Source organism: Acinetobacter sp. Ac8 (assembly GCF_055392545.1).
This window is the reverse complement of record NZ_AP043689.1, coordinates 4,668,535-4,687,009: the sequence shown is the minus strand read 5'-3', so window position 1 is coordinate 4,687,009 and position 18,475 is coordinate 4,668,535. Positions and strand designations below refer to the sequence as shown.

General features: G+C 38.4%; 16 protein-coding genes and 3 tRNA genes. 14 read left to right on the top strand and 5 right to left on the bottom strand.

The window, feature by feature from the left end:
* Window positions 1-5: 5 nt before the first annotated feature.
* Genes ACZ5QH_RS22225 through galE form a run of 3 tightly spaced genes read left to right on the top strand, consistent with a single transcriptional unit; the run spans window position 6 to window position 3,958 of the window.
* A complete protein-coding gene (locus tag ACZ5QH_RS22225; RefSeq protein WP_303577596.1) occupies window positions 6-1,265 on the top strand; it encodes a nucleotide sugar dehydrogenase in 1,260 nt (419 codons plus the stop codon).
* Entirely contained in the window at window positions 1,262-2,923 is a 1,662-nt protein-coding gene (pgi, locus tag ACZ5QH_RS22220; protein ID WP_303577597.1) for a glucose-6-phosphate isomerase, read from the top strand. The genes ACZ5QH_RS22225 and pgi overlap by 4 nt, the downstream gene beginning before the upstream one ends.
* A 15-nt stretch (window positions 2,924-2,938) precedes the next feature.
* Complete coding sequence (gene galE, locus ACZ5QH_RS22215) at window positions 2,939-3,958, top strand: UDP-glucose 4-epimerase GalE (RefSeq protein WP_303577598.1); 1,020 nt, start codon at window positions 2,939-2,941, stop codon at window positions 3,956-3,958.
* 55 nt (window positions 3,959-4,013) lie between these two features.
* Here galE and ACZ5QH_RS22210 read toward each other — a convergent pair whose 3' ends face one another.
* Window positions 4,014-5,384, bottom strand: coding sequence for a phosphohexomutase domain-containing protein (locus ACZ5QH_RS22210; RefSeq protein WP_303577599.1), 1,371 nt, complete (start codon window positions 5,382-5,384; stop codon window positions 4,014-4,016).
* A gap of 416 nt (window positions 5,385-5,800) precedes the next feature.
* On the opposite strand from ACZ5QH_RS22210, the gene ACZ5QH_RS22205 reads away from it, so the two are divergent.
* From ACZ5QH_RS22205 to ACZ5QH_RS22195, 3 genes are read left to right on the top strand one after another with little or no spacing between them, the layout of a single operon-like run.
* Complete coding sequence (locus ACZ5QH_RS22205; RefSeq protein WP_303577600.1) at window positions 5,801-7,366, top strand: TolC family protein; 1,566 nt, start codon at window positions 5,801-5,803, stop codon at window positions 7,364-7,366.
* Window positions 7,363-9,498 (top strand): type I secretion system permease/ATPase, encoded by a 2,136-nt coding sequence (locus ACZ5QH_RS22200; RefSeq protein ID WP_303577601.1) that lies wholly within the window; start codon window positions 7,363-7,365, stop codon window positions 9,496-9,498. The genes ACZ5QH_RS22205 and ACZ5QH_RS22200 overlap by 4 nt, the downstream gene beginning before the upstream one ends.
* Entirely contained in the window at window positions 9,495-10,751 is a 1,257-nt protein-coding gene (locus ACZ5QH_RS22195) for an HlyD family type I secretion periplasmic adaptor subunit (RefSeq protein WP_303577602.1), read from the top strand. The genes ACZ5QH_RS22200 and ACZ5QH_RS22195 overlap by 4 nt, the downstream gene beginning before the upstream one ends.
* 184 nt (window positions 10,752-10,935) lie before the next feature.
* Here the strand turns inward: ACZ5QH_RS22195 and ACZ5QH_RS22190 are convergent.
* From ACZ5QH_RS22190 to ACZ5QH_RS22180, 3 genes are all read right to left on the bottom strand, one after another.
* Window positions 10,936-11,011: transfer RNA gene (locus ACZ5QH_RS22190), tRNA-Gly, on the bottom strand.
* 45 nt (window positions 11,012-11,056) lie between these two features.
* Window positions 11,057-11,132, bottom strand: a tRNA-Gly gene (locus ACZ5QH_RS22185).
* Window positions 11,133-11,178: 46 nt separating this feature from the next.
* Window positions 11,179-11,251 (bottom strand) — tRNA-Gly (locus tag ACZ5QH_RS22180).
* Window positions 11,252-11,468: 217 nt separating this feature from the next.
* Here ACZ5QH_RS22180 and ACZ5QH_RS22175 point away from each other — a divergent pair.
* The 4 genes from ACZ5QH_RS22175 (at window position 11,469) to ACZ5QH_RS22160 (ending at window position 13,536) form a co-directional block, all read left to right on the top strand.
* The gene (locus tag ACZ5QH_RS22175; protein ID WP_004723487.1) at window positions 11,469-11,777 is read left to right on the top strand and encodes a BolA family protein; all 309 of its coding nucleotides are present in this window, start codon (window positions 11,469-11,471) and stop codon (window positions 11,775-11,777) included.
* 17 nt (window positions 11,778-11,794) lie between these two features.
* Window positions 11,795-12,187, top strand: a complete 393-nt coding sequence (locus ACZ5QH_RS22170; protein ID WP_004723485.1) for a SirB2 family protein — start codon at window positions 11,795-11,797, stop codon at window positions 12,185-12,187.
* A gap of 85 nt (window positions 12,188-12,272) precedes the next feature.
* On the top strand, window positions 12,273-13,109 hold the full coding sequence (locus ACZ5QH_RS22165) for a ParA family protein (protein WP_004723483.1): 837 nt from the start codon (window positions 12,273-12,275) through the stop codon (window positions 13,107-13,109).
* 13 nt (window positions 13,110-13,122) lie between these two features.
* The gene (locus tag ACZ5QH_RS22160; protein WP_004723482.1) at window positions 13,123-13,536 is read left to right on the top strand and encodes a hypothetical protein; all 414 of its coding nucleotides are present in this window, start codon (window positions 13,123-13,125) and stop codon (window positions 13,534-13,536) included.
* 66 nt (window positions 13,537-13,602) lie between these two features.
* Here the strand turns inward: ACZ5QH_RS22160 and ACZ5QH_RS22155 are convergent, their stop codons facing one another.
* Window positions 13,603-14,253, bottom strand: coding sequence for a DedA family protein (locus tag ACZ5QH_RS22155; RefSeq protein WP_262782571.1), 651 nt, complete (start codon window positions 14,251-14,253; stop codon window positions 13,603-13,605).
* Window positions 14,254-14,449: 196 nt separating this feature from the next.
* Between ACZ5QH_RS22155 and ACZ5QH_RS22150 the strand changes: the two genes are divergently transcribed.
* The 4 genes from ACZ5QH_RS22150 to ACZ5QH_RS22135 all read left to right on the top strand — a co-directional run bounded on the left by ACZ5QH_RS22150 (window position 14,450) and on the right by ACZ5QH_RS22135 (window position 18,390).
* The gene (locus ACZ5QH_RS22150; RefSeq protein ID WP_056518302.1) at window positions 14,450-14,866 is read left to right on the top strand and encodes a DoxX family protein; all 417 of its coding nucleotides are present in this window, start codon (window positions 14,450-14,452) and stop codon (window positions 14,864-14,866) included.
* A gap of 90 nt (window positions 14,867-14,956) precedes the next feature.
* Window positions 14,957-15,616 (top strand): hypothetical protein, encoded by a 660-nt coding sequence (locus tag ACZ5QH_RS22145; RefSeq protein WP_303577747.1) that lies wholly within the window; start codon window positions 14,957-14,959, stop codon window positions 15,614-15,616.
* A 120-nt stretch (window positions 15,617-15,736) separates the two neighbouring features.
* Window positions 15,737-17,305 carry a glutamine-hydrolyzing GMP synthase gene (gene guaA / locus ACZ5QH_RS22140; RefSeq protein ID WP_004823655.1) on the top strand — a complete coding sequence of 523 codons (1,569 nt, stop codon included), beginning with the start codon at window positions 15,737-15,739 and terminating at the stop codon, window positions 17,303-17,305.
* Window positions 17,306-17,469: 164 nt separating this feature from the next.
* Window positions 17,470-18,390 carry a restriction endonuclease gene (locus ACZ5QH_RS22135; protein WP_166783560.1) on the top strand — a complete coding sequence of 307 codons (921 nt, stop codon included), beginning with the start codon at window positions 17,470-17,472 and terminating at the stop codon, window positions 18,388-18,390.
* The last annotated feature ends 85 nt before the right edge of the window (window positions 18,391-18,475 follow it).

Here is an 18,475-nt window from a genome sequence, read left to right as displayed (position 1 = left end):
CTGATATGAATATTTGTGTATTTGGCACAACACTTCAAGCTGGCGTACTCGCTGGCTTGTTTGCTGAATATGGGCACCACGTGTATTGGTGTCCCCAAGTAGGCGCTGATCATCAATCCTCAGTACACTATCAAGATGAAGATTTAAATCAACTCATTCAAAAACAGATTAAGAACAATTCAATTCAATTGGTGGGGTTAAAACAACTTCAATTACAAAGTGAAGTTTTTGTATTTAGTTTTAATCCTTCTGAATTTGATCAAGCCAAACACTTGGCTGAAGAATTAAAACGTTTTCCAATCATTCATCCAAGACTGATGATCAATGGTTCTACATTCGGTTTACGGGGCACTGAAGAACTAAAACAAATTTTAGTGGCTGATCATTGGGCTTATTTGCCTGACACCATTCAAGAAGGTAATGCGATTCAAAGTTTTATTGACTTAAAGCAAGTGATTGTTGGTGTAGATCAATCTGCGACACAGCAGATTATCAAAGAATTATTAAGACCTTTTTTTCAGTTAAAACATCAATATTTGTTTATGCCATTTTTAGATGCTGAATTTACCAAGCTCAGTATTTCAGGCATGTTGGCAACACGCATCAGTTATATGAATGATATGGCGCAAGTCGCTGAAAAATTAAATATTGATATTCATAATGTTAAGCAGGGATTAGCATCTGATAGTCGAATTGGCGCATCATATTTATCTGCAGGTGTCGGTTTTGGTGGAGAAAATTTTTCCCATGATATTTTAACCTTAACTGGCACAGTGGCGGGTTCAGGGATCAAAAGCCAATTGCTGGATCAGGTTTGGAATATCAATGAACAACAAAAAGAAATTTTATTTAGAAAACTGTGGAATTACTATCAAGGACAGTTAACAGGTAAAGTTGTGGCGATTTGGGGAGCTTCTTTTAAAGAAAATACCTCGAGTATTGAGAACTCACCGATTCATGCCATGCTTGCAGCACTTTGGGCACAAGGAGCGATTGTTCAATTGCACGACCCACAAGCCTTACAGCGGGTAGCCAATTTCTATGGCGAACGCGCTGATTTGATTTTATGTCATGATCAATACCGAGCAGTAGAAAATGCACATGCATTGTGTTTATTAACGGCTTGGAAACAATATTGGAGTCCTGATTATTCACAACTTTTACAGAAAATGGCCCATCCTTTGATTCTCGATGGTCGTAATATGTTAGATCCAGATTTCGTCAAAGCACAAGGTTTTGCTTATCAAGGTGTAGGGCGAGTATGACAAATTCTATATTAGACAATGACCAAAGAGAGCAGCATTTAGTACGATTGCAAAATCTTGCTACACAACAACAGCAATTGCGTTTAACTGATTTATTTGAACAAGATCCACAGCGTTTTGACAAGTTCTCAGTACATTTCAATCAACTGAGTTTTGATTATAGTAAACATCGCATTGACCAAAATGCATGTGATGCCTTGTTTAAATTTGCAGATTCAAAACAATTAACACAATGGATCAAACGTTTATTTACCGAAGAATCGATCAATTATACGGAAGACCGAGCAGCAATGCATTGGGCACTGCGCTTACCGAAACATGATCAAGATTACCCTGAACTGGCTGAATTGGTACATCAACAATTAGATCGAATGTATCAGCTTGTCGATAAAGTCCATGCAGGACAATGTCGTGGTTCTACAGGTGAAGTGATTCAAGATGTGGTCAATATCGGTGTGGGTGGTTCTGACTTGGGACCATTGATGGTGAGTCATGCATTATCAGACTATAAAGTCAGTACTGCTAAACCATTAAAAGTACATTTCGTTTCAACTATGGATGGTAGTCAGCTTTCTGATTTACTACATCAATTACGCCCTGAAACCACCTTATTTATTATTTCGTCCAAGTCTTTTGGAACCATTGATACTTTATCTAATGCTCAAACAGTTCGTCAGTGGTTAGAAAAAGATTTAGGTACGCAAAACAGTGTGATCCAACATCATTTTATTGGGGTTTCAACCAAGCCTGAGAAAATGACAGAATGGGGAATTGCAACAGAAAACCAGTTCTTACTTTGGGATTGGGTCGGTGGTCGTTACTCGTTGTGGTCATGTATTGGTTTACCAATTGCATTGCAGATTGGTGTTGATGGATTTAAGCAATTGCTCGCAGGCGCTTATGCAATTGATCAGCATTTTCAGAAATCCTCATTTGAACAAAATATTCCTGTATTGATGGGTTTACTTGGAGTTTGGAATAATAATTTTTTAAATATTCAGACTCATGCCGTATTGCCTTATGATGGTCGTCTAAAATATTTTGCTTCTTATTTACAGCAACTTGAGATGGAGTCGAATGGAAAGTCGATTCAAAGAAATAATGAAAAAGTTGATTTAAAAACCTGCCCAATTGTCTGGGGCGAAGTGGGTCCAAATGCACAACATGCTTTTTATCAGCTCTTGCATCAAGGAACCCACGCAGTCAGTTGTGATTTTATTGCGCCGGTGCAACGTTATAATTCGAATCAATTTACCTATGCTGAAAGTGCAGAATCCTTAATTGAGCAACATCATTTGGCTTTATCCAATTGTTTGGCACAGTCGCGATTATTGGCTTTTGGTAACACAGCATTAAATGCCAATGAATTATCAGACCTACCTGTATATAAGCAATATGAAGGTAACCAACCAAGTTCGACATTGTTGTTACAAGAACTGAGCCCCTATAGTTTAGGGATGCTGATCGCATTGTATGAACATAAAGTATATGTGCAATCAGTCATTTGGAATATTAATCCATTTGATCAATGGGGCGTTGAAAAAGGCAAAGAAATTGCCAATCAATTACTTCCTATTCTCAATGGTAAAGAAAAAGACGTATCTCAACTGGATGCCTCAACACAAGGTTTAATTAAGATCTTGCTGGGCAAAGAGTAGATACTGGAAAAATTTATGGCAAATATTTTAGTAACAGGTGGTGCGGGTTATATTGGATCACATACTTGTGTGGAGTTACTAGAGGCTGGGCATGAGGTTATTGTTCTAGACAATCTATCAAATAGCTCTGAAGAATCATTAAAGCGTGTCCAAGAGTTGACTGGAAAAACACTAAAATTTATTCAAGGTGATATTCGCTATCAAAAAGATTTAGATCAAGTTTTTTTAAGCAATAAAATCGATGCTGTGATTCATTTTGCAGGTTTAAAAGCAGTGGGTGAAAGTCAACAAATTCCACTGACTTACTTTGATCATAATATTGCGGGATCTGTACAGTTGGTACAAGCGATGCAACGCGCGGGTGTCTTTAATTTAGTTTTTAGTTCATCTGCAACAGTTTACGGAGAAAGCAATTCTTCCCCTTATCAGGAGGATATGCAACTAGGTCTACCGAATAATAATTATGGTCATACCAAGCTAATCGTTGAGCAATTATTGGAAAAACTATCAATTGCGGATAAGCACTGGTCGATTGCACTATTGCGTTATTTTAATCCTGTTGGTGCGCATAAGAGCGGTCGTATTGGCGAAGATCCATCAGGTATTCCAAATAATCTTATGCCTTATTTGACTCAAGTCGCTGTAGGTCGTAGAGAAAAGCTTTCTATTTTTGGAAATGATTACCCAACTCAAGATGGAACATGTGAAAGAGATTTTATTCATGTTGTCGATTTAGCAAAAGCACATGTTTTAGCTGTTGAAAATAGAATAAAAAGCCAAGGGTGTCGTGCTTGGAATATTGGGACTGGTCAGCCTATTTCAGTACTACAAATTAAGAGTACTTTTGAAAAAATAAATAATATCAGTATAAATTCAGAATTTGTAAGCCGACGAGCTGGTGATTTGCCGAGTTTTTATGCTAATGCATTGCGAGCTAATATAGAATTAGGTTGGACGCCAAAATATACTTTAGAAGATATGTTGGCAGACAGTTGGAATTGGCAAAAACAAAATCCAACAGGCTATCAAGCATAAATTTAACAGTAAAAAATAGGCGCATTAAGCGCCTATTTTTTATCGCCATTTAAAACTAACCCTGAATCAACTGAGTTAACTCATCTACATAATCTTGCATTGGTTTTGGATTTTTATCTGCACGGCTTTCAATATTTAAGCGTAATAATGGCTCGGTATTGGATGCACGGACATTTAAACGCCATGCACCAAAATCAAGGCTAACGCCGTCTGTTTGATCAATTGCAGGGTTTAAATCAGCAAAATGATCGAAGATTTTTTGAATGGTTTTTTGCGTATCTTCAACTTTAAAGTTGATTTCACCGCTACACGGGAAACGTTCAATCATCCCTTCGACCAGGCTGGATAACGATTGTTGAGTTTCTGATACCACTAAAATCGCCAATAACCAAGGGATCATTCCGCTGTCACAGTAAGCAAAATCACGGAAATAGTGATGTGCACTCATCTCTCCGCCATAAGCTGCATTGTGTTCACGCATCACATCTTTAATAAAAGCATGCCCAGATTTAGATTGAACGGCAATACCATTATATTGCTCAATGATATCCAGTGTATTCCAGACTAGGCGAGGATCATGTACGATTTTTTCACCAGCTTGTTTTAATAAGAAGGCTTGGGCTAATAATCCGACTATATAATAGCCTTCAATAAATTGCCCTTTTTCGTCGAATAAGAAACAACGGTCAAAGTCACCATCCCACGCAATTCCCATATCCGCATGGTGTATTAAAACTGCATTGCGGGTGCTATCTCGATTTTCCACCAAGATTGGATTAGGAATACCATTTGGGAAAGTACCATCTGGATGATTATGGATTTTAATAAACTCTACTGGGATATTGAACGCTTTGAATTTTTCTTCGATTGCGTCAACAACATGACCTGCTGCGCCATTGCCCGCATTCATCACCAGTTTAAGCGGGCGGATTTTGCTCGGATCAATATAGGTGAGTAGGTGTTCAATAAATTCAGGGAGGATATTATATTTTTGAGTTGTACCCTTTTTCTCAACTTCAATGAACTGTTCAGATTCAGCCAACGATTGGATATCTTTTAGTCCCGTATCTGCACTGATTGGTCGAGCATTTTCACGAACCAATTTCATACCATTGTAATCCATCGGGTTATGGCTTGCTGTGATTTCAATACCACCCTGAACATCGAGATGAAAAGCAGCAAAGTAAACTTCTTCTGTTCCCGTCATGCCAAGATCAAGAACATCTACCCCAGCATCATTTAAACCACGAATCGTTGCTTGTTTTAACGCTTCGCTGGTTAAACGGACATCACAACCAATGACAACAGTTTTGGGTTGATAGATTTGACCATAAGCACGGCCTACTTTATAAGCGATTTCTTCATTTAGCTCTGTGCCAAGTTTGCCTCGAATATCATAGGCTTTAAAACAAGTCAGTTTATTCATGTTCATCTTTATATTGTTGAAGGTTGGCTGGTAGTGAAACATCATTTTAACCTTAAAGTGTATAAGAAATTATATTGGAAGATGTAAATTTAATTTGAAGAATAAAATTGAATACGTTTCGATTACACCAAGCTTATTTTTAATAATGTATTGGATCATCGGTCATGATTTGCATATTGTGGATTTACAGCTTTTGAGATGATTTATGTGTAATTTTATAATTCATGTGATAATAGTCACATTTTTTCACTGTTAGTATTTGAATTTAAAATATTTTATTAAAGAAATTTAACTTTAAAAAGTACAAATAAGCATTTGATTAGGTTTTATAATGTGTAGAATAGAAATGAGGTAGGGAAATAATTCAAAATAATTCAATACCGATAATTAAAAGCTTTTCTAGGTGCCATTCGCGAATGTTAATAGCAAAAAAGCCCACTATATTGTTAAAAAGTTTGAGTGCTGTGAGTTTATTGGTTCTATTGCAGAACAATGGTTATACACAAGAAACAAGCTACTTAAAAAATATCAAAGAAGGTGTGACCGGGTTTATAAAACCCAAGGATGATCAGTCATTTAGAACTGTCCAACTCAAGGATTTGACCGATTTTAAATATCAACCCGATGCACATATAGGCAATCAGAATCAACTCCCTGTTGTAAGGCCATATACTGGACAAAAGGCATCACTTAATAATTTATATTTAGAACAAGCGAAAACACAAACAACCCATGCGTATTCAAGCCAAGCAAAAATTTTAAGTCTTGAAGATGCGATTCAGATTGCAGTAAAAAGAAACCCCAATATTGCTCAAACGATTTCAACACTGGCAGGACAAAATGCCAATATTGATGTGGCAAAAGCGCAATATTACCCACAGTTAAAAGCGGGTATGAATACAGGTGATTTTACCTCCAATGATAAAGGTCGCCAGTTGTATTCAGTTGAAGCCAACCAACTGCTTTATGACTTTGGTAAAGTAAAATCCAGTGTCACCACGCAACAAAATAAATTGGCAGTTGAACAAGCCAATGTATTAATCAGTATTGATGATATATCGACCCAAACAGCGCGAGATATTTTATCCTTACTGCGCTATCGAAATATTATCAAAATAGCGCAAGATCAATTTAATGGGGTCAGTCGTTTACATGAGATTGCACGCTTAAGAGCAGACGCAGGAATCAGTAGCAATGCCGATCCAGTACAAGCACAAAGTTATGTTGAATACGCACGTTCCTACTTAATTACTCAGCAAAACTTTTTAAAACAACAAGAACAAAAATTACGCACATTATTGGGTTTTGATGTGAGTCAAATGGATTTTAATATTCCTGATGAGTTTGTAAAACAATCAGGTCTTTATGATGACCCTGAAATGAATACCATACCCACGATGATCGCAGCAAAAGCAGAGATTGATGTTGCGCAGAGTCAGAAAAAACAAACCCAATTGAGTGCTTATCCAACGATTTCATTGGTGGGATCAGTCAGTAAAGCATTGAATGGTCAAAATCCAAATACTGGTTTAGAAAATGATACCGATGGTTCTGTTGGCGTGCAGATGTCCAGTAATTTTTATCAAGGTGGTGCACTGGGATCTCAAGTCAAGGCTGCAAATTTTGCTGAACAGGCTGCACGTGCAAAGTTGAATGCAACTTACCTAGATATTATGGATCAAACACAAATTGCACGAGAAAGTATTGAAAACACGGATAAGCAAATTTGGGTTCTATTGGATCGGGAGCGCTCAACAGCAAAAACCCGTGAGCTGTATGAAGAACAATATAAATTAGGCAAGCGTTCGATCTTAGATTTATTAAGTTCAGAACAATCCTATCAAAGTTCAAGAATAGAAAGGGAAGCGGCACGCTTTGATATCTATGACACGATCGCGGTGTATATCAAGGTAACCGGTAAAAGTAGAAATGCTTATCATTTAAATAACATTCAAATTCAGGGGTTTGAAGTTCAACCATGAATACAAAAACATTAAATTATCAACCCTGGTTACAAGCGATCATTACGGTTGCGCAGCATTATCGAATGCAACCTGCTGAAGAACAAATTCGTCTGCAACTGGATTGGAATAAATACACAAATATTGACGACATGTTGTCCATTATTACCCGTCAAGTGGGTTTGAATGTTCGCAAAGCAGACTTTAGCACGGATGTACTGAATCCATGGCGATTGCCCGTTGTTGTTGAATTTAACAATGGTCAAGTTGCGGTTATCGAGAAAGTCGACAATGAGGGCCATGCAAGCTTACAGTTAAGTGGTGATCAAGGTCTTTCACAAACTTTTAATTTGCATGAACTTCAAGCCAATGCCAGTCGCGTTTATATTTTTCGACCAGAGACATCGATTCCCGATGCTCGTGTCGATGAATATATTAAACCTTATGAAAAAAGCTGGTTCTGGGACATCGTTTTAAAAGATTGGAAACGTTATACCGACATCATGGTTGCTTCAATGATTGCCAATATTCTGGCATTGGCGACCATTATTTTCTCTATGCAAGTCTATGACCGAGTTGTGCCTTCTCAGTCTATTCCAACCTTGTGGGTGCTTGCGGGTGGGGTGTTGATTGCAGCTGTATTTGAGTTTGTGTTGCGCATTGCACGGGTTTATTTGTCAGACATTATTGGTAAGCGTGCAGATCTCAAGATTTCAGACCGCGTCTTTGGTCATGCATTGCGTATCCGTAATAAAGATCGCGCACGTTCAACAGGTTCGTTTATCTCACAGATTCGAGAACTTGAAGGCGTTCGTGAATTGGTGACCTCAACAACGATCAGTGCAATTGCTGACTTACCGTTTTTCTTCCTATTTTTAGTGATCTTCTGGATTATCGGGGGCAACATCTTTTGGGTGATGTTACTGGTTGTACCATTGATGATTATTCCTGGCTTTTTGGTGCAGAAAAAGTTGGCTCAGTTGGCCACTGAAGGGATGCGTGAGTCTGCGATTCGCAACGCGATTTTGGTCGAAGCAGTTCAAGGTATTGAGGATATCAAGTTATTACGTGCTGAAGCCAGATTTCAAAATCAATGGAATCACATGAATGAAGTGTCTGCAGATGTCAGTATGCGGCAACGTAAAATTGTGGGTTGGTTAAATGCTTGGACACAAAAAATTCAAGGACTGACTTATGCAATTGTGGTTTTAGTGGGTTGTTTTGCGGTGATGAAAGGCGATATGACCACGGGGGCTTTGGTGGCGTGTTCGATTTTATCTTCACGTATGCTTGCACCGATTTCACAAGTTACAGGTGTACTCGGTCGTTGGCAGCAAGCCAAAGTGGCTAAAAATGGTTTAGATGAGCTAATGCAAAAGCCGGTAGACCGTCCTGATCGGGCACAATTGATTCAGCGTAAAGTCCTCTCCGGTGATTATGATTTTAAAGGTGTGGTATTTAAATATACCGAAGATGATCCACGCCCAACTTTAGTCATTCCACAGTTAAAAATCCATGCAGGTGAAAAAGTTGCAATTCTTGGACGCAATGGCGCAGGAAAATCCAGCTTATTACAATTACTTTCAGGAATGCAATTGCCAGTACAAGGCAAGATCAGTTTGGATGGTGTCGATCAATCTTTGCTTGATCCCGATGATATTCGCCGTGATATGGCATTACTAAATCAAAATGCACATTTGTTTTTTGGGACGATCCGTGAAAATTTAACTTTGGGTGCACCATTGGCAAGTAATGATGAAATTATCCGTGCATTACAAATCACCAATGCTTTAGAAATCGTGGAACAAAAAAAGGAAGGTCTGGATCATCTTATTCTTGAAGGAGGGGTAGGATTCTCTGGAGGGCAGAAACAAGCATTGTTACTCACACGGTTATTGCTCCGAAATCCAAATATTGTGTTGTTGGATGAACCAACTGCTTCGATTGATGATGTTTCTGAAAAAGTATTGATACAGCATTTAAAAGAATGGCTAGGTCATCGGACCTTAGTGGTGGCGACGCATCGTCCTGCTGTTTTGCAACTTGTTGATCGTATTATCGTTGTGCATGAAGGGAAGATTATCAAAGATGGGCCGCGTGATGCCATTCTAAATCCTGCACAGCAAGCAAATGCAGGAGGGAGTTCAACATGAGCCAAGAAAAAAATGACCAAAATATCACAGTGCAAGAGACTGAACCTGCTCAAGTTGATCATGCATCCAATATTTTACAGCGGCCAACCAATCCCTCTGCGTTAAAGTTTTCAGAACCACCGTTACCCAAATCTACATTTATTATTTGGATTGTTGCCATCGGTCTGCTGGCTTTCTTGATTTGGGCTTGTGTATTCAAGTTGGAAGAAGTTTCTACAGGAACAGGTAAAGTTGTTCCATCATCCAAAGAGCAGACGATTCAATCTTTAGATGGTGGTGTGTTGACCAGCTTGGATGTTAAAGAGGGAGATATTATTCAAAAGGGGCAGACGCTTGCGCAAATAGACCCTACTCGATTTGAGTCACAAGTCGGTGAAAGCCAAATGAAATTACTTGCGACATTGGCTACAGCAGCACGTTTAGAGGCTGAGGTGAATGGTACCGCAATCAAGTTTCCAAAACAGGTTTTGGCCGTTCCTGCTTTGGTGAGAGAGGAAAGTGCATTATATACTTCGCGTCGCGCAAATTTGGATGAGTCGATTACTGGTTTAAAGCACGCATTGTCTTTGGTTCAAAATGAATTGCAAATGACACAACCTTTGGTGGCGAAAGGTGCTGCTTCTGAGGTTGAAGTCCTACGTTTAAAACGAGATATCAATAATTTTGAAAATCAAATTAACGACAAGCGGAATGACTATTATGTAAAGTCACGTGAAGAATTGGCACGAGCCAATGCCGATATTCAATCATTACAGCAAGTTGTTGCTGGTCGTAATGATTCGGTGAAACGCTCTACTTTTAAAGCACCTGTACGTGGTGTGGTAAAAGAAATTGCGGTGACAACCATTGGTGGGGTTATTCCACAAAATGGTAAATTGATGACCATTGTACCGATTGATGAGCAGTTATTGATTGAAGCGCGTATTTCGCCGCGAGATATTGCCTTTATTCATCCGGGTCAACCTGCATTGGTAAAAATCACGGCATATGATTATTCAATTTATGGTGGCTTAGATGGGAAAGTAACGGTGATTTCTCCTGATACCATCCGCGATGAAGTTAAACAAGATCAGTTTTACTATCGAGTCTATATTCGGACCGATAAAGATAAATTGACCAATAAGGCAGGGAAATCTTTCTCAATAACGCCAGGTATGGTGGCAACGGTAGATATTCGTACTGGTCAAAAAACAATTATTGAATACTTATTGAAACCGTTTAATAAAGCCAAAGAAGCGTTAAGAGAGCGATAATTGCATCGTGTGGTGATTATTTTAAAAACCAATCTTCGGATTGGTTTTTTTGTGTTTTTATAGTTTTGTGATCAACATGCTGATTGAGTGAATATTGTCTCTAGTGTGTAAAAGTATATGCTGATGATTTATAAACCAATAATGCAAAAAAAGCCCCAATCTTTCGATCAGGGCTTTTTAAATTTGGAGCGGGAAAGGAGACTCGAACTCCCGACCCCAACCTTGGCAAGGTTATGCTCTACCAACTGAGCTATTCCCGCGGAGTCTGTCCAATTTTTTAAATAAAAAACTGAATAAAAAAATTTTGGAGCGGGAAAGGAGACTCGAACTCCCGACCCCAACCTTGGCAAGGTTATGCTCTACCAACTGAGCTATTCCCGCGGAGTCTGTCCAATTTTTTAAATAAAAAACTGAATAAAAAAATTTGAGCGGGAAAGGAGACTCGAACTCCCGACCCCAACCTTGGCAAGGTTATGCTCTACCAACTGAGCTATTCCCGCATGCGGTGTATAATACATCAACAGATGGTAGGGTCAAGATTTTTCTGCAAAGGAAAACACTAATTGCATAAAATAAAGACATTTTTATGAAAAAACTTCAAAATTTAATTTAAAAAAATCAAATCGAACAGCAAAAGCTTTGCTGAACACACAGCGATGCTCAAAGAATCCGCTATACTATGTCATTCACCCATTGATCGATCTCTAAGGAATCAGCATGAGTTTAGAACAACAATTGATTGAAAGTTTAAATCAACTTGAGCCATCACATTTAGAAGTGATCAATGAGTCTGCTGGTCATGGCGGGTATTTTCCTGGAAAAGAGTCTCATTTTAAAGTGATCATTGTCAGTGAACAATTTGCAGGGTTACGTTTGGTACAACGCCACCAAAAAGTGTACGCAGAAGCCAAAGCCTTACTCAGCCCTGGAAAAATTCATGCCTTAGCGATCCATGCTTATCTTCCAAGTGAGTGGCAAGGTCAAGCCCCAGCAAGTCCAGACTGCGCTCATGCACCTAAAGTATAAAGTGCAGAGTAATTAAAATGGATACACATTTACTGATTAAAATCATTCACATGACCAGTGTTGGGTTATTAATTCTGGTTTTTGTTTTACGCGCTTCAACATTATTTATTGGAACACACAACCAGCAACCGAATCCTAAAGGGCGGGTAGCTTTTGTTGCCTTGCAACATCTTTCCCTCACGGTGGTTATATTTACAGGGCTAACTTTATTGATTATGAATGAGTTTAAAGTGCAGCCTTGGTTCTATGCGAAAATTATTTTGTTTATGGTTTTCCTTTCCTCACAAATAAAAGCCTATAAAAAGGATGATACCGTTCTTTTAACACAACGCAGAGCAGGTTTAGTGATTGGCGGAATTGCTTTGCTTGCAACTTTAGTTTTGGTGGTGCTTAAACCAGTTTTTAGTTGATTGTTAGACATGAATTTCACACTTGTATAGCGTCTAGGTTAAACTAGATACAAGTTTAAAAATAATGATAGCTTAGGGAACTTGTATGCTAACTCGTGTGGTATTTAACCAAAAAGGCGGTGTAGGAAAATCAAGTATTACGGTGAATCTTGCTGCGATTAGTGCGTATCAAGGTTTTAAAACATTGGTGATTGATTTAGATCCTCAAGCAAACTCTAGCCAATATCTTTTGGGTGATGACGCCACCTATTCTGCTGAAAAAACTGCATTAGAGCCGAATATTGAAAACTTTTTTAATGACGTACTTGGAAATCATCAACAAAAAGGATTGATTGGCAATGCCATTGGTAGCCTTTTAAAAACAAAAAATAAAGGTTTTGAGCAATATATTCATCGTTCACCTTTTAAAGATTTGGATGTATTACCCGCCAGCCCGAGCTTAGGCGAGTTAGAACATGCGTTAGAATCAAAACATAAAATTTATAAGTTACGTGATGCGATTCAGACCTTAACCAGTCAATATGAGCGTATTTATATTGATACACCGCCAGCATTTAACTTTTTTACCTTATCGGCACTGATCTCAGCGGATCGTGTTCTGATTCCGTTTGATTGTGATGTGTTTTCAAAACGCGCATTACAGACGCTTATTCAAAATGTCATTGAAACTCAAGATGATCATAATGATCGACTTGAAATTGAAGGCATTGTGGTCAATCAATATCAAGCTCAGGCAAAATTACCGCGTGAAGTGGTACAACAGCTTAAAGATGAAGGTTTACCAGTTTTAGAAAATATGTTGCCACCTTCTGTATTAATGAAAGAGTCGCATCATAAAAATCTGCCATTAATTCATTTGGCTACAGATCATAAATTGACTCAAGCCTATCAATCATTGTTCAATGAGATTGATAAAAAATAATTTCGAGATCGTGATGAAATCATTGAAAATGACTTCTGTTAAATTATCAGTCGTTGCCTTAATGGCGCTTGTCGTATCGGCTTGTACGACGACGGTTAAACCCACTTATGTATCGCCTACCCAGTATCAGGCGATGAACTGTTTGCAATTGACGACAGAATTTAATCGTATTCAGCAATACATTAATAATGGTGTACAACCTGCGAAACGTACAGGCGTAGGTGTTGGACTAGGTGTCGGTGGTGGTTGGGGCAGCGGTGGCTGGGGTTGGGGGATTGGTCCAAGTATTTCTGTAAATTTAGGGCAATCTTCAAATACCAAAAATACTGAGCTTTCCCGACTGTATGGTGAGCAAGATGCCTTGTCTCAGGCGGCTCAATTTAAGAACTGCCCTTACGTCCCTAAACGTCAGGAAGTTAAAAAATAACGGATTTTACCCCATAAAAAAGCCGATTTTAGAAATCGGCTTTTTTATCAGCTTTAAATATGCTGTTTATTGACTGTTTGGCATTTTATTTTTATTAAAAAATTTATGACGTATATAACCAATCACACCAGGTAACACGCTGAGAATAATGATACCGAAAACCAAATGGGTGAAATTATCTTTCACAATTGGCATATTCCCGAATAAATAACCCAAGGTAATAAACGAGCCAACCCAGCAAATTGCACCGACTGCATTATAGGTTAAGAAATATTTATAATTCATGCTTCCTGCACCCGCAACAAATGGTGCAAAAGTGCGGGCAAAAGGGATAAAACGGGCAAAGATAATAGTTTTTCCACCATGTTTTTCAAAAAACTGTGATGTTTTCAGCAAGTGTTGTTTGTTGATAAATTTAGAATCAATTTCAAAAACACGCGGTCCGACATATTTCCCGATATGATAATTGAGGGTATCGCCGAGCACTGCCGCAATAAATAGCAGAATGATTAAAACCACAGGATCCATTGCACCCGTCGAAGCAGCTAAAGCGCCGGCAGCAAAAAGTAAGCTATCCCCAGGCAGGAATGGCATCACCACGAGACCTGTTTCAACAAAAATAATCAGGAATAAAATTCCATACACCCAGATACCATAATTTCTAATAAATTCAAACAGGTGTTCGTCTACGTGCAAAATAAAGTCAATCAGATCCATAAGGCAGAAACTATGCGAATTGGTGCACAAATCCTAGCAGTGTGAGTTATGAAAGTCAGTATTAAAAAGTAAATTTTTAAAACTTATTATTGTTCTTAATTTGCAACGATGAGTTTAGTTTTTAAGTATTTAACTTGAAATGTTTAGTGATTAATATGTATACATCTTCAGAACGAAATACAAATTAGGTCAGACCATGTTTAATCCAAATGTTGTTGTTAAAAATATTGTGAATCAACCCACCGCCAATGCGAGCATTGCATTGATTGCACGTATTCTTATGGCATATATCTTTCTTGTTGCAGGTTGGGGCAAAATCACGGCTTACAGTGCAACTGTCGGTTATATGGAATCAATGGGTGTACCAGGTGCCATGTTACCTTTAACCATTCTGGTTGAGTTCGGTGGTGGTTTGGCATTGTTATTTGGTTTTCAGGCACGCTTTGCAGCATTTGGTTTGGGCGTATTTAGTTTGATTACTGCATTCCTATTTCATGGTGGTGAAGCAGATGCAATTAACTTTATGAAAAACTTCGCAATGGCAGGTGGTTTGTTTTTCTTGATGTTGCATGGTGCTGGGAAATTGAGTCTTGATCATGTAATAGAAAAATAATTTAAACATAAATAAAGTTTTGAAAAGCCAGATCTGTATCTGGCTTTTGTGTGTGTTCATTTAGCACTATTCAAATGGATCAATTGGTTTATGCTATCTAAAAATATTCAATTCAGTTTTAACAATGAAAAAGAAATTCTAGACAGAATAAAAGCACTGGGCGGTGATGTTGATCAAGTCAAAGGTGTGTCATGGGTTGATGACCTGTGCGCTATCACCTTTAATACCGTTTTATATGAACGGCCTCAGGATACACCTTGGGCGGCAGCCGATGATCAAGAACCAATTTATGGTTTGGGTGACTATATTGATCAACATCAAGCCGAGCTAGATCTAAATCCAGATGGATTTTTTAATCAACTGATTCAAGAGTATTATCAGTTAACAGAAGAAGGGCGCGGACAAACCTTTTGGCAAGCTGTGCACTTTACTCCATATCAAGCTGGTACAGCTGATTTTGATGAATGGAACCGTGATTTTTTAGAGGATGATATTGATCTCAAAGCAGTGATTCAGCTGACCCAAAATCCAAAACCTGATTTTCTACAGTTGTTTTATCGTTATAGCTTTCCTGATCGATACTATATCTGCTTGTCTGATCCAGACCCTGAAAATCCAACATTATTTGGCACAGATCATGAGGTGTTTTTTACAGAAGTGACCGACGAAGGCTCCTTAGAAGATTTTTTAAATCGCTGTATGACCCCCAGTGAACTGATTAGCATCATTAAAGCCAAAATGAACCTATAAGCTGATTATTTAAAATGATTTTTTAGAAAGCTAAGGAACTTGATTGAATGGAGTGCGTACGGCTTATAAAAATGATAGAATATGGCGCTTATATTCGTTTGCCTGCATAGTTGTTGACTCATGACTACCAATACTCAAATTACTGAAGATCGTATCCTTATCTTGGATTTCGGTTCTCAATATAGCCAGCTTATTGCACGCCGTGTACGTGAAGCTGGTGTATATTCTGAAATGTATGCTTTTGATATGTCTGAAGAAGACATTCGCGCGTTTAATCCGAACGGTATCATCTTGTCTGGTGGTCCTGAAAGTGTGCATGAGGAAGGTAGTCCACGTGCGCCAGAAGTTGTGTTCAACTTGGGTGTACCTGTATTGGGGATCTGCTATGGTCTGCAAACCATGTCAGAACAACTTGGCGGTAAAGTAGAGCCAGGTACTGTACATGAATTTGGTTATGCAGCAGTTGACGTTTTAGTACGTGATCAATTGCTTGGTGATTTAAATGATGGTGATGACAAACTCAATGTTTGGATGAGCCACGGTGACAAAGTTTCTGCGATTCCAGCAGGCTTTAAAGTGACTGCAAGCACACCAAGCTGCCCATTTGCTGCAGTGAGTGATGAAACGCGCCGTTTCTACGGGGTGCAATTCCACCCAGAAGTGACACATACTGCCAAAGGCGCAGAGTTACTGTCTAACTTCGTTCACAGCATTTGTGGTTGTCGTAATCTTTGGAATTCTGAAAACATTATTGATTTACGTGTTGAACAATTACGTGAACAAATTGGTGATCAAAAAGTTCTTTTAGGTCTTTCAGGTGGTGTTGACTCATCTGTAGTTGCAGCATTGTTGCATAAAGCAATCGGTGACCAACTGACCTGTGTATTTGTAGACAATGGCTTACTTCGTTTAAACGAAGGTGAGCAAGTGATGGACATGTTTGCGAAAAACATGGGGATCCGTGTGATTCGTGCTGATGCAGAAGAACGTTTCTTATCTGCACTTGCAGGCGAAGTTGATCCTGAGAAAAAACGTAAAATCATTGGTCGTGAATTCATCGAAGTTTTTGCTGAAGAAGCGCGTAAGCTTGATGGCGTAAACTTCCTTGCGCAAGGTACGATTTACCCTGACGTGATTGAGTCTGCGGCAACTAAAAATGGTAAAGCGCATGTGATTAAATCACACCATAATGTGGGTGGTTTACCAGAAGATTTAGCATTTGAATTGGTTGAGCCAATTCGTGACCTATTTAAAGATGAAGTACGTCGTTTAGGTACAACTTTAGGTTTACCACATGAAATGCTTTATCGTCATCCATTCCCAGGTCCAGGTTTGGGCGTGCGCATCTTGGGTGAAGTGAAAAAAGAATATGCTGATATTCTTCGTCTTGCTGATGACATCTTTATGCAAGAGCTTCGTGCAAGTGGTTGGTATGATAAAACTGCACAAGCATTTGCAGTATTCCAACCAGTAAAATCGGTGGGTGTTGTGGGTGATGGCCGTCGTTATGCATGGGTCATTGCACTTCGTGCCGTGGAAACTGTTGACTTTATGACAGCTCGTTTTGCTCATCTTCCATATGAGTTGGTTGATAAAATCTCGACACGTATCATGAATGAAATTAAAGATGTTTCTCGTGTGGTGTATGACGTTTCTTCTAAACCACCAGCAACAATTGAATGGGAGTAATTCAGGGATTTCAAGAAGCGAAGCTTCTTGCCTGAATTACGCCAAGGGCCGTGCCCGCGGCAGTTAGGGATTTCTATCCAGATTTCCTTTTAAAAAGAGCGCTTAGGCGCTCTTTTTCTTTTATACTTGAATTATTTAAAGCAAAAAATATTAAGAGAAATAGAATGTCTTTGCCTAATCATCAGGAATTAATGCTACCACTATTGAAACTCCTCAATACGCAAGGGCAAGCGATCCAAATTAGTCAAGTTGGTAAATTGTTGGCAGAACAATCAAATTTGACTACAGATGAATTAAATCAAATGATTCCGAGTGGGAAAAGAACAGTTTTTTATGATCGTGTGGGATGGGCCAAAACATATTTGGTTAAAGCAGGCTTAGTTAATCAGCCTGATTGGGGGATGTGTGAATTATCTGAAGAAGCGAAAAAATTAGATTTAAATATATTAGATAAAATAGATAATAATTTTTTAATGCGTTATGAAAGTTTTCGTGAGTTCAAGGTTCCAACAAAAATAAGGCAGAATAAAGAAAAGATTATTTGTATTGAAGAAAATGATGATATTGAAACACCTGAGGAATCATTACAAAGAATTAATGAAATGCTACTTACCAATTTAAAAGATGATTTATTGAATTTGATTCAGACAAAAAATCCATATTTTTTTGAAAGATTAGTTGTCGATTTACTGGTTGCTATGGGCTATGGCGGCTCACATCAAGATGCGGCCCAAGCCATTGGTAAAACAAGTGACGGCGGGATTGATGGAATTATTAGTGAAGATCGTTTAGGTCTAGATAAAATTTATATTCAAGCCAAACGTTGGAAAAACACTGTTGGACGACCAGATATTCAACAATTTAAAGGCGCTTTAGCAGATCAAGTCGCTAAAAAAGGGGTGTTTATTACAACCTCAAATTTTAGTAAGGAGGCTGTTGAATCTGCAAAGAAATCGGGAATTGTTTTAATTGATGGAGATAAATTGACTTCTTTAATGATTGAATTTGGTTTAGGTGTTCAGGTTGAAAGAAGCTTTAATATTTATAAGATAGATCAAGATCGGTTTGATGAAGACAATTTTTAGAAGTGTTTAAAAGAATTTTAATATTCTGACATTTACTACAAATTTAATAAAACGTATTTACTTAATGATGTATACAGATATAAAA

What these genes read in the sequence shown, in the direction of transcription:
- ACZ5QH_RS22150 (WP_056518302.1), top strand. Translation starts at nt 14,450, where the DNA reads ATGTTTAATCCAAATGTTGTTGTTAAAAATATTGTGAATCAACCCACC.
- ACZ5QH_RS22195 (WP_303577602.1), top strand. Translation starts at nt 9,495, where the DNA reads ATGAGCCAAGAAAAAAATGACCAAAATATCACAGTGCAAGAGACTGAA.
- ACZ5QH_RS22200 (WP_303577601.1), top strand. Translation starts at nt 7,363, where the DNA reads ATGAATACAAAAACATTAAATTATCAACCCTGGTTACAAGCGATCATT.
- galE (WP_303577598.1), top strand. Translation starts at nt 2,939, where the DNA reads ATGGCAAATATTTTAGTAACAGGTGGTGCGGGTTATATTGGATCACAT.
- ACZ5QH_RS22160 (WP_004723482.1), top strand. Translation starts at nt 13,123, where the DNA reads ATGAAATCATTGAAAATGACTTCTGTTAAATTATCAGTCGTTGCCTTA.
- ACZ5QH_RS22170 (WP_004723485.1), top strand. Translation starts at nt 11,795, where the DNA reads ATGGATACACATTTACTGATTAAAATCATTCACATGACCAGTGTTGGG.
- ACZ5QH_RS22210 (WP_303577599.1), bottom strand. Translation starts at nt 5,384, where the DNA reads ATGAATAAACTGACTTGTTTTAAAGCCTATGATATTCGAGGCAAACTT.
- pgi (WP_303577597.1), top strand. Translation starts at nt 1,262, where the DNA reads ATGACAAATTCTATATTAGACAATGACCAAAGAGAGCAGCATTTAGTA.
- ACZ5QH_RS22135 (WP_166783560.1), top strand. Translation starts at nt 17,470, where the DNA reads ATGTCTTTGCCTAATCATCAGGAATTAATGCTACCACTATTGAAACTC.
- ACZ5QH_RS22155 (WP_262782571.1), bottom strand. Translation starts at nt 14,253, where the DNA reads ATGGATCTGATTGACTTTATTTTGCACGTAGACGAACACCTGTTTGAA.
- guaA (WP_004823655.1), top strand. Translation starts at nt 15,737, where the DNA reads ATGACTACCAATACTCAAATTACTGAAGATCGTATCCTTATCTTGGAT.
- ACZ5QH_RS22225 (WP_303577596.1), top strand. Translation starts at nt 6, where the DNA reads ATGAATATTTGTGTATTTGGCACAACACTTCAAGCTGGCGTACTCGCT.
- ACZ5QH_RS22175 (WP_004723487.1), top strand. Translation starts at nt 11,469, where the DNA reads ATGAGTTTAGAACAACAATTGATTGAAAGTTTAAATCAACTTGAGCCA.
- ACZ5QH_RS22165 (WP_004723483.1), top strand. Translation starts at nt 12,273, where the DNA reads ATGCTAACTCGTGTGGTATTTAACCAAAAAGGCGGTGTAGGAAAATCA.
- ACZ5QH_RS22145 (WP_303577747.1), top strand. Translation starts at nt 14,957, where the DNA reads ATGCTATCTAAAAATATTCAATTCAGTTTTAACAATGAAAAAGAAATT.
- ACZ5QH_RS22205 (WP_303577600.1), top strand. Translation starts at nt 5,801, where the DNA reads ATGTTAATAGCAAAAAAGCCCACTATATTGTTAAAAAGTTTGAGTGCT.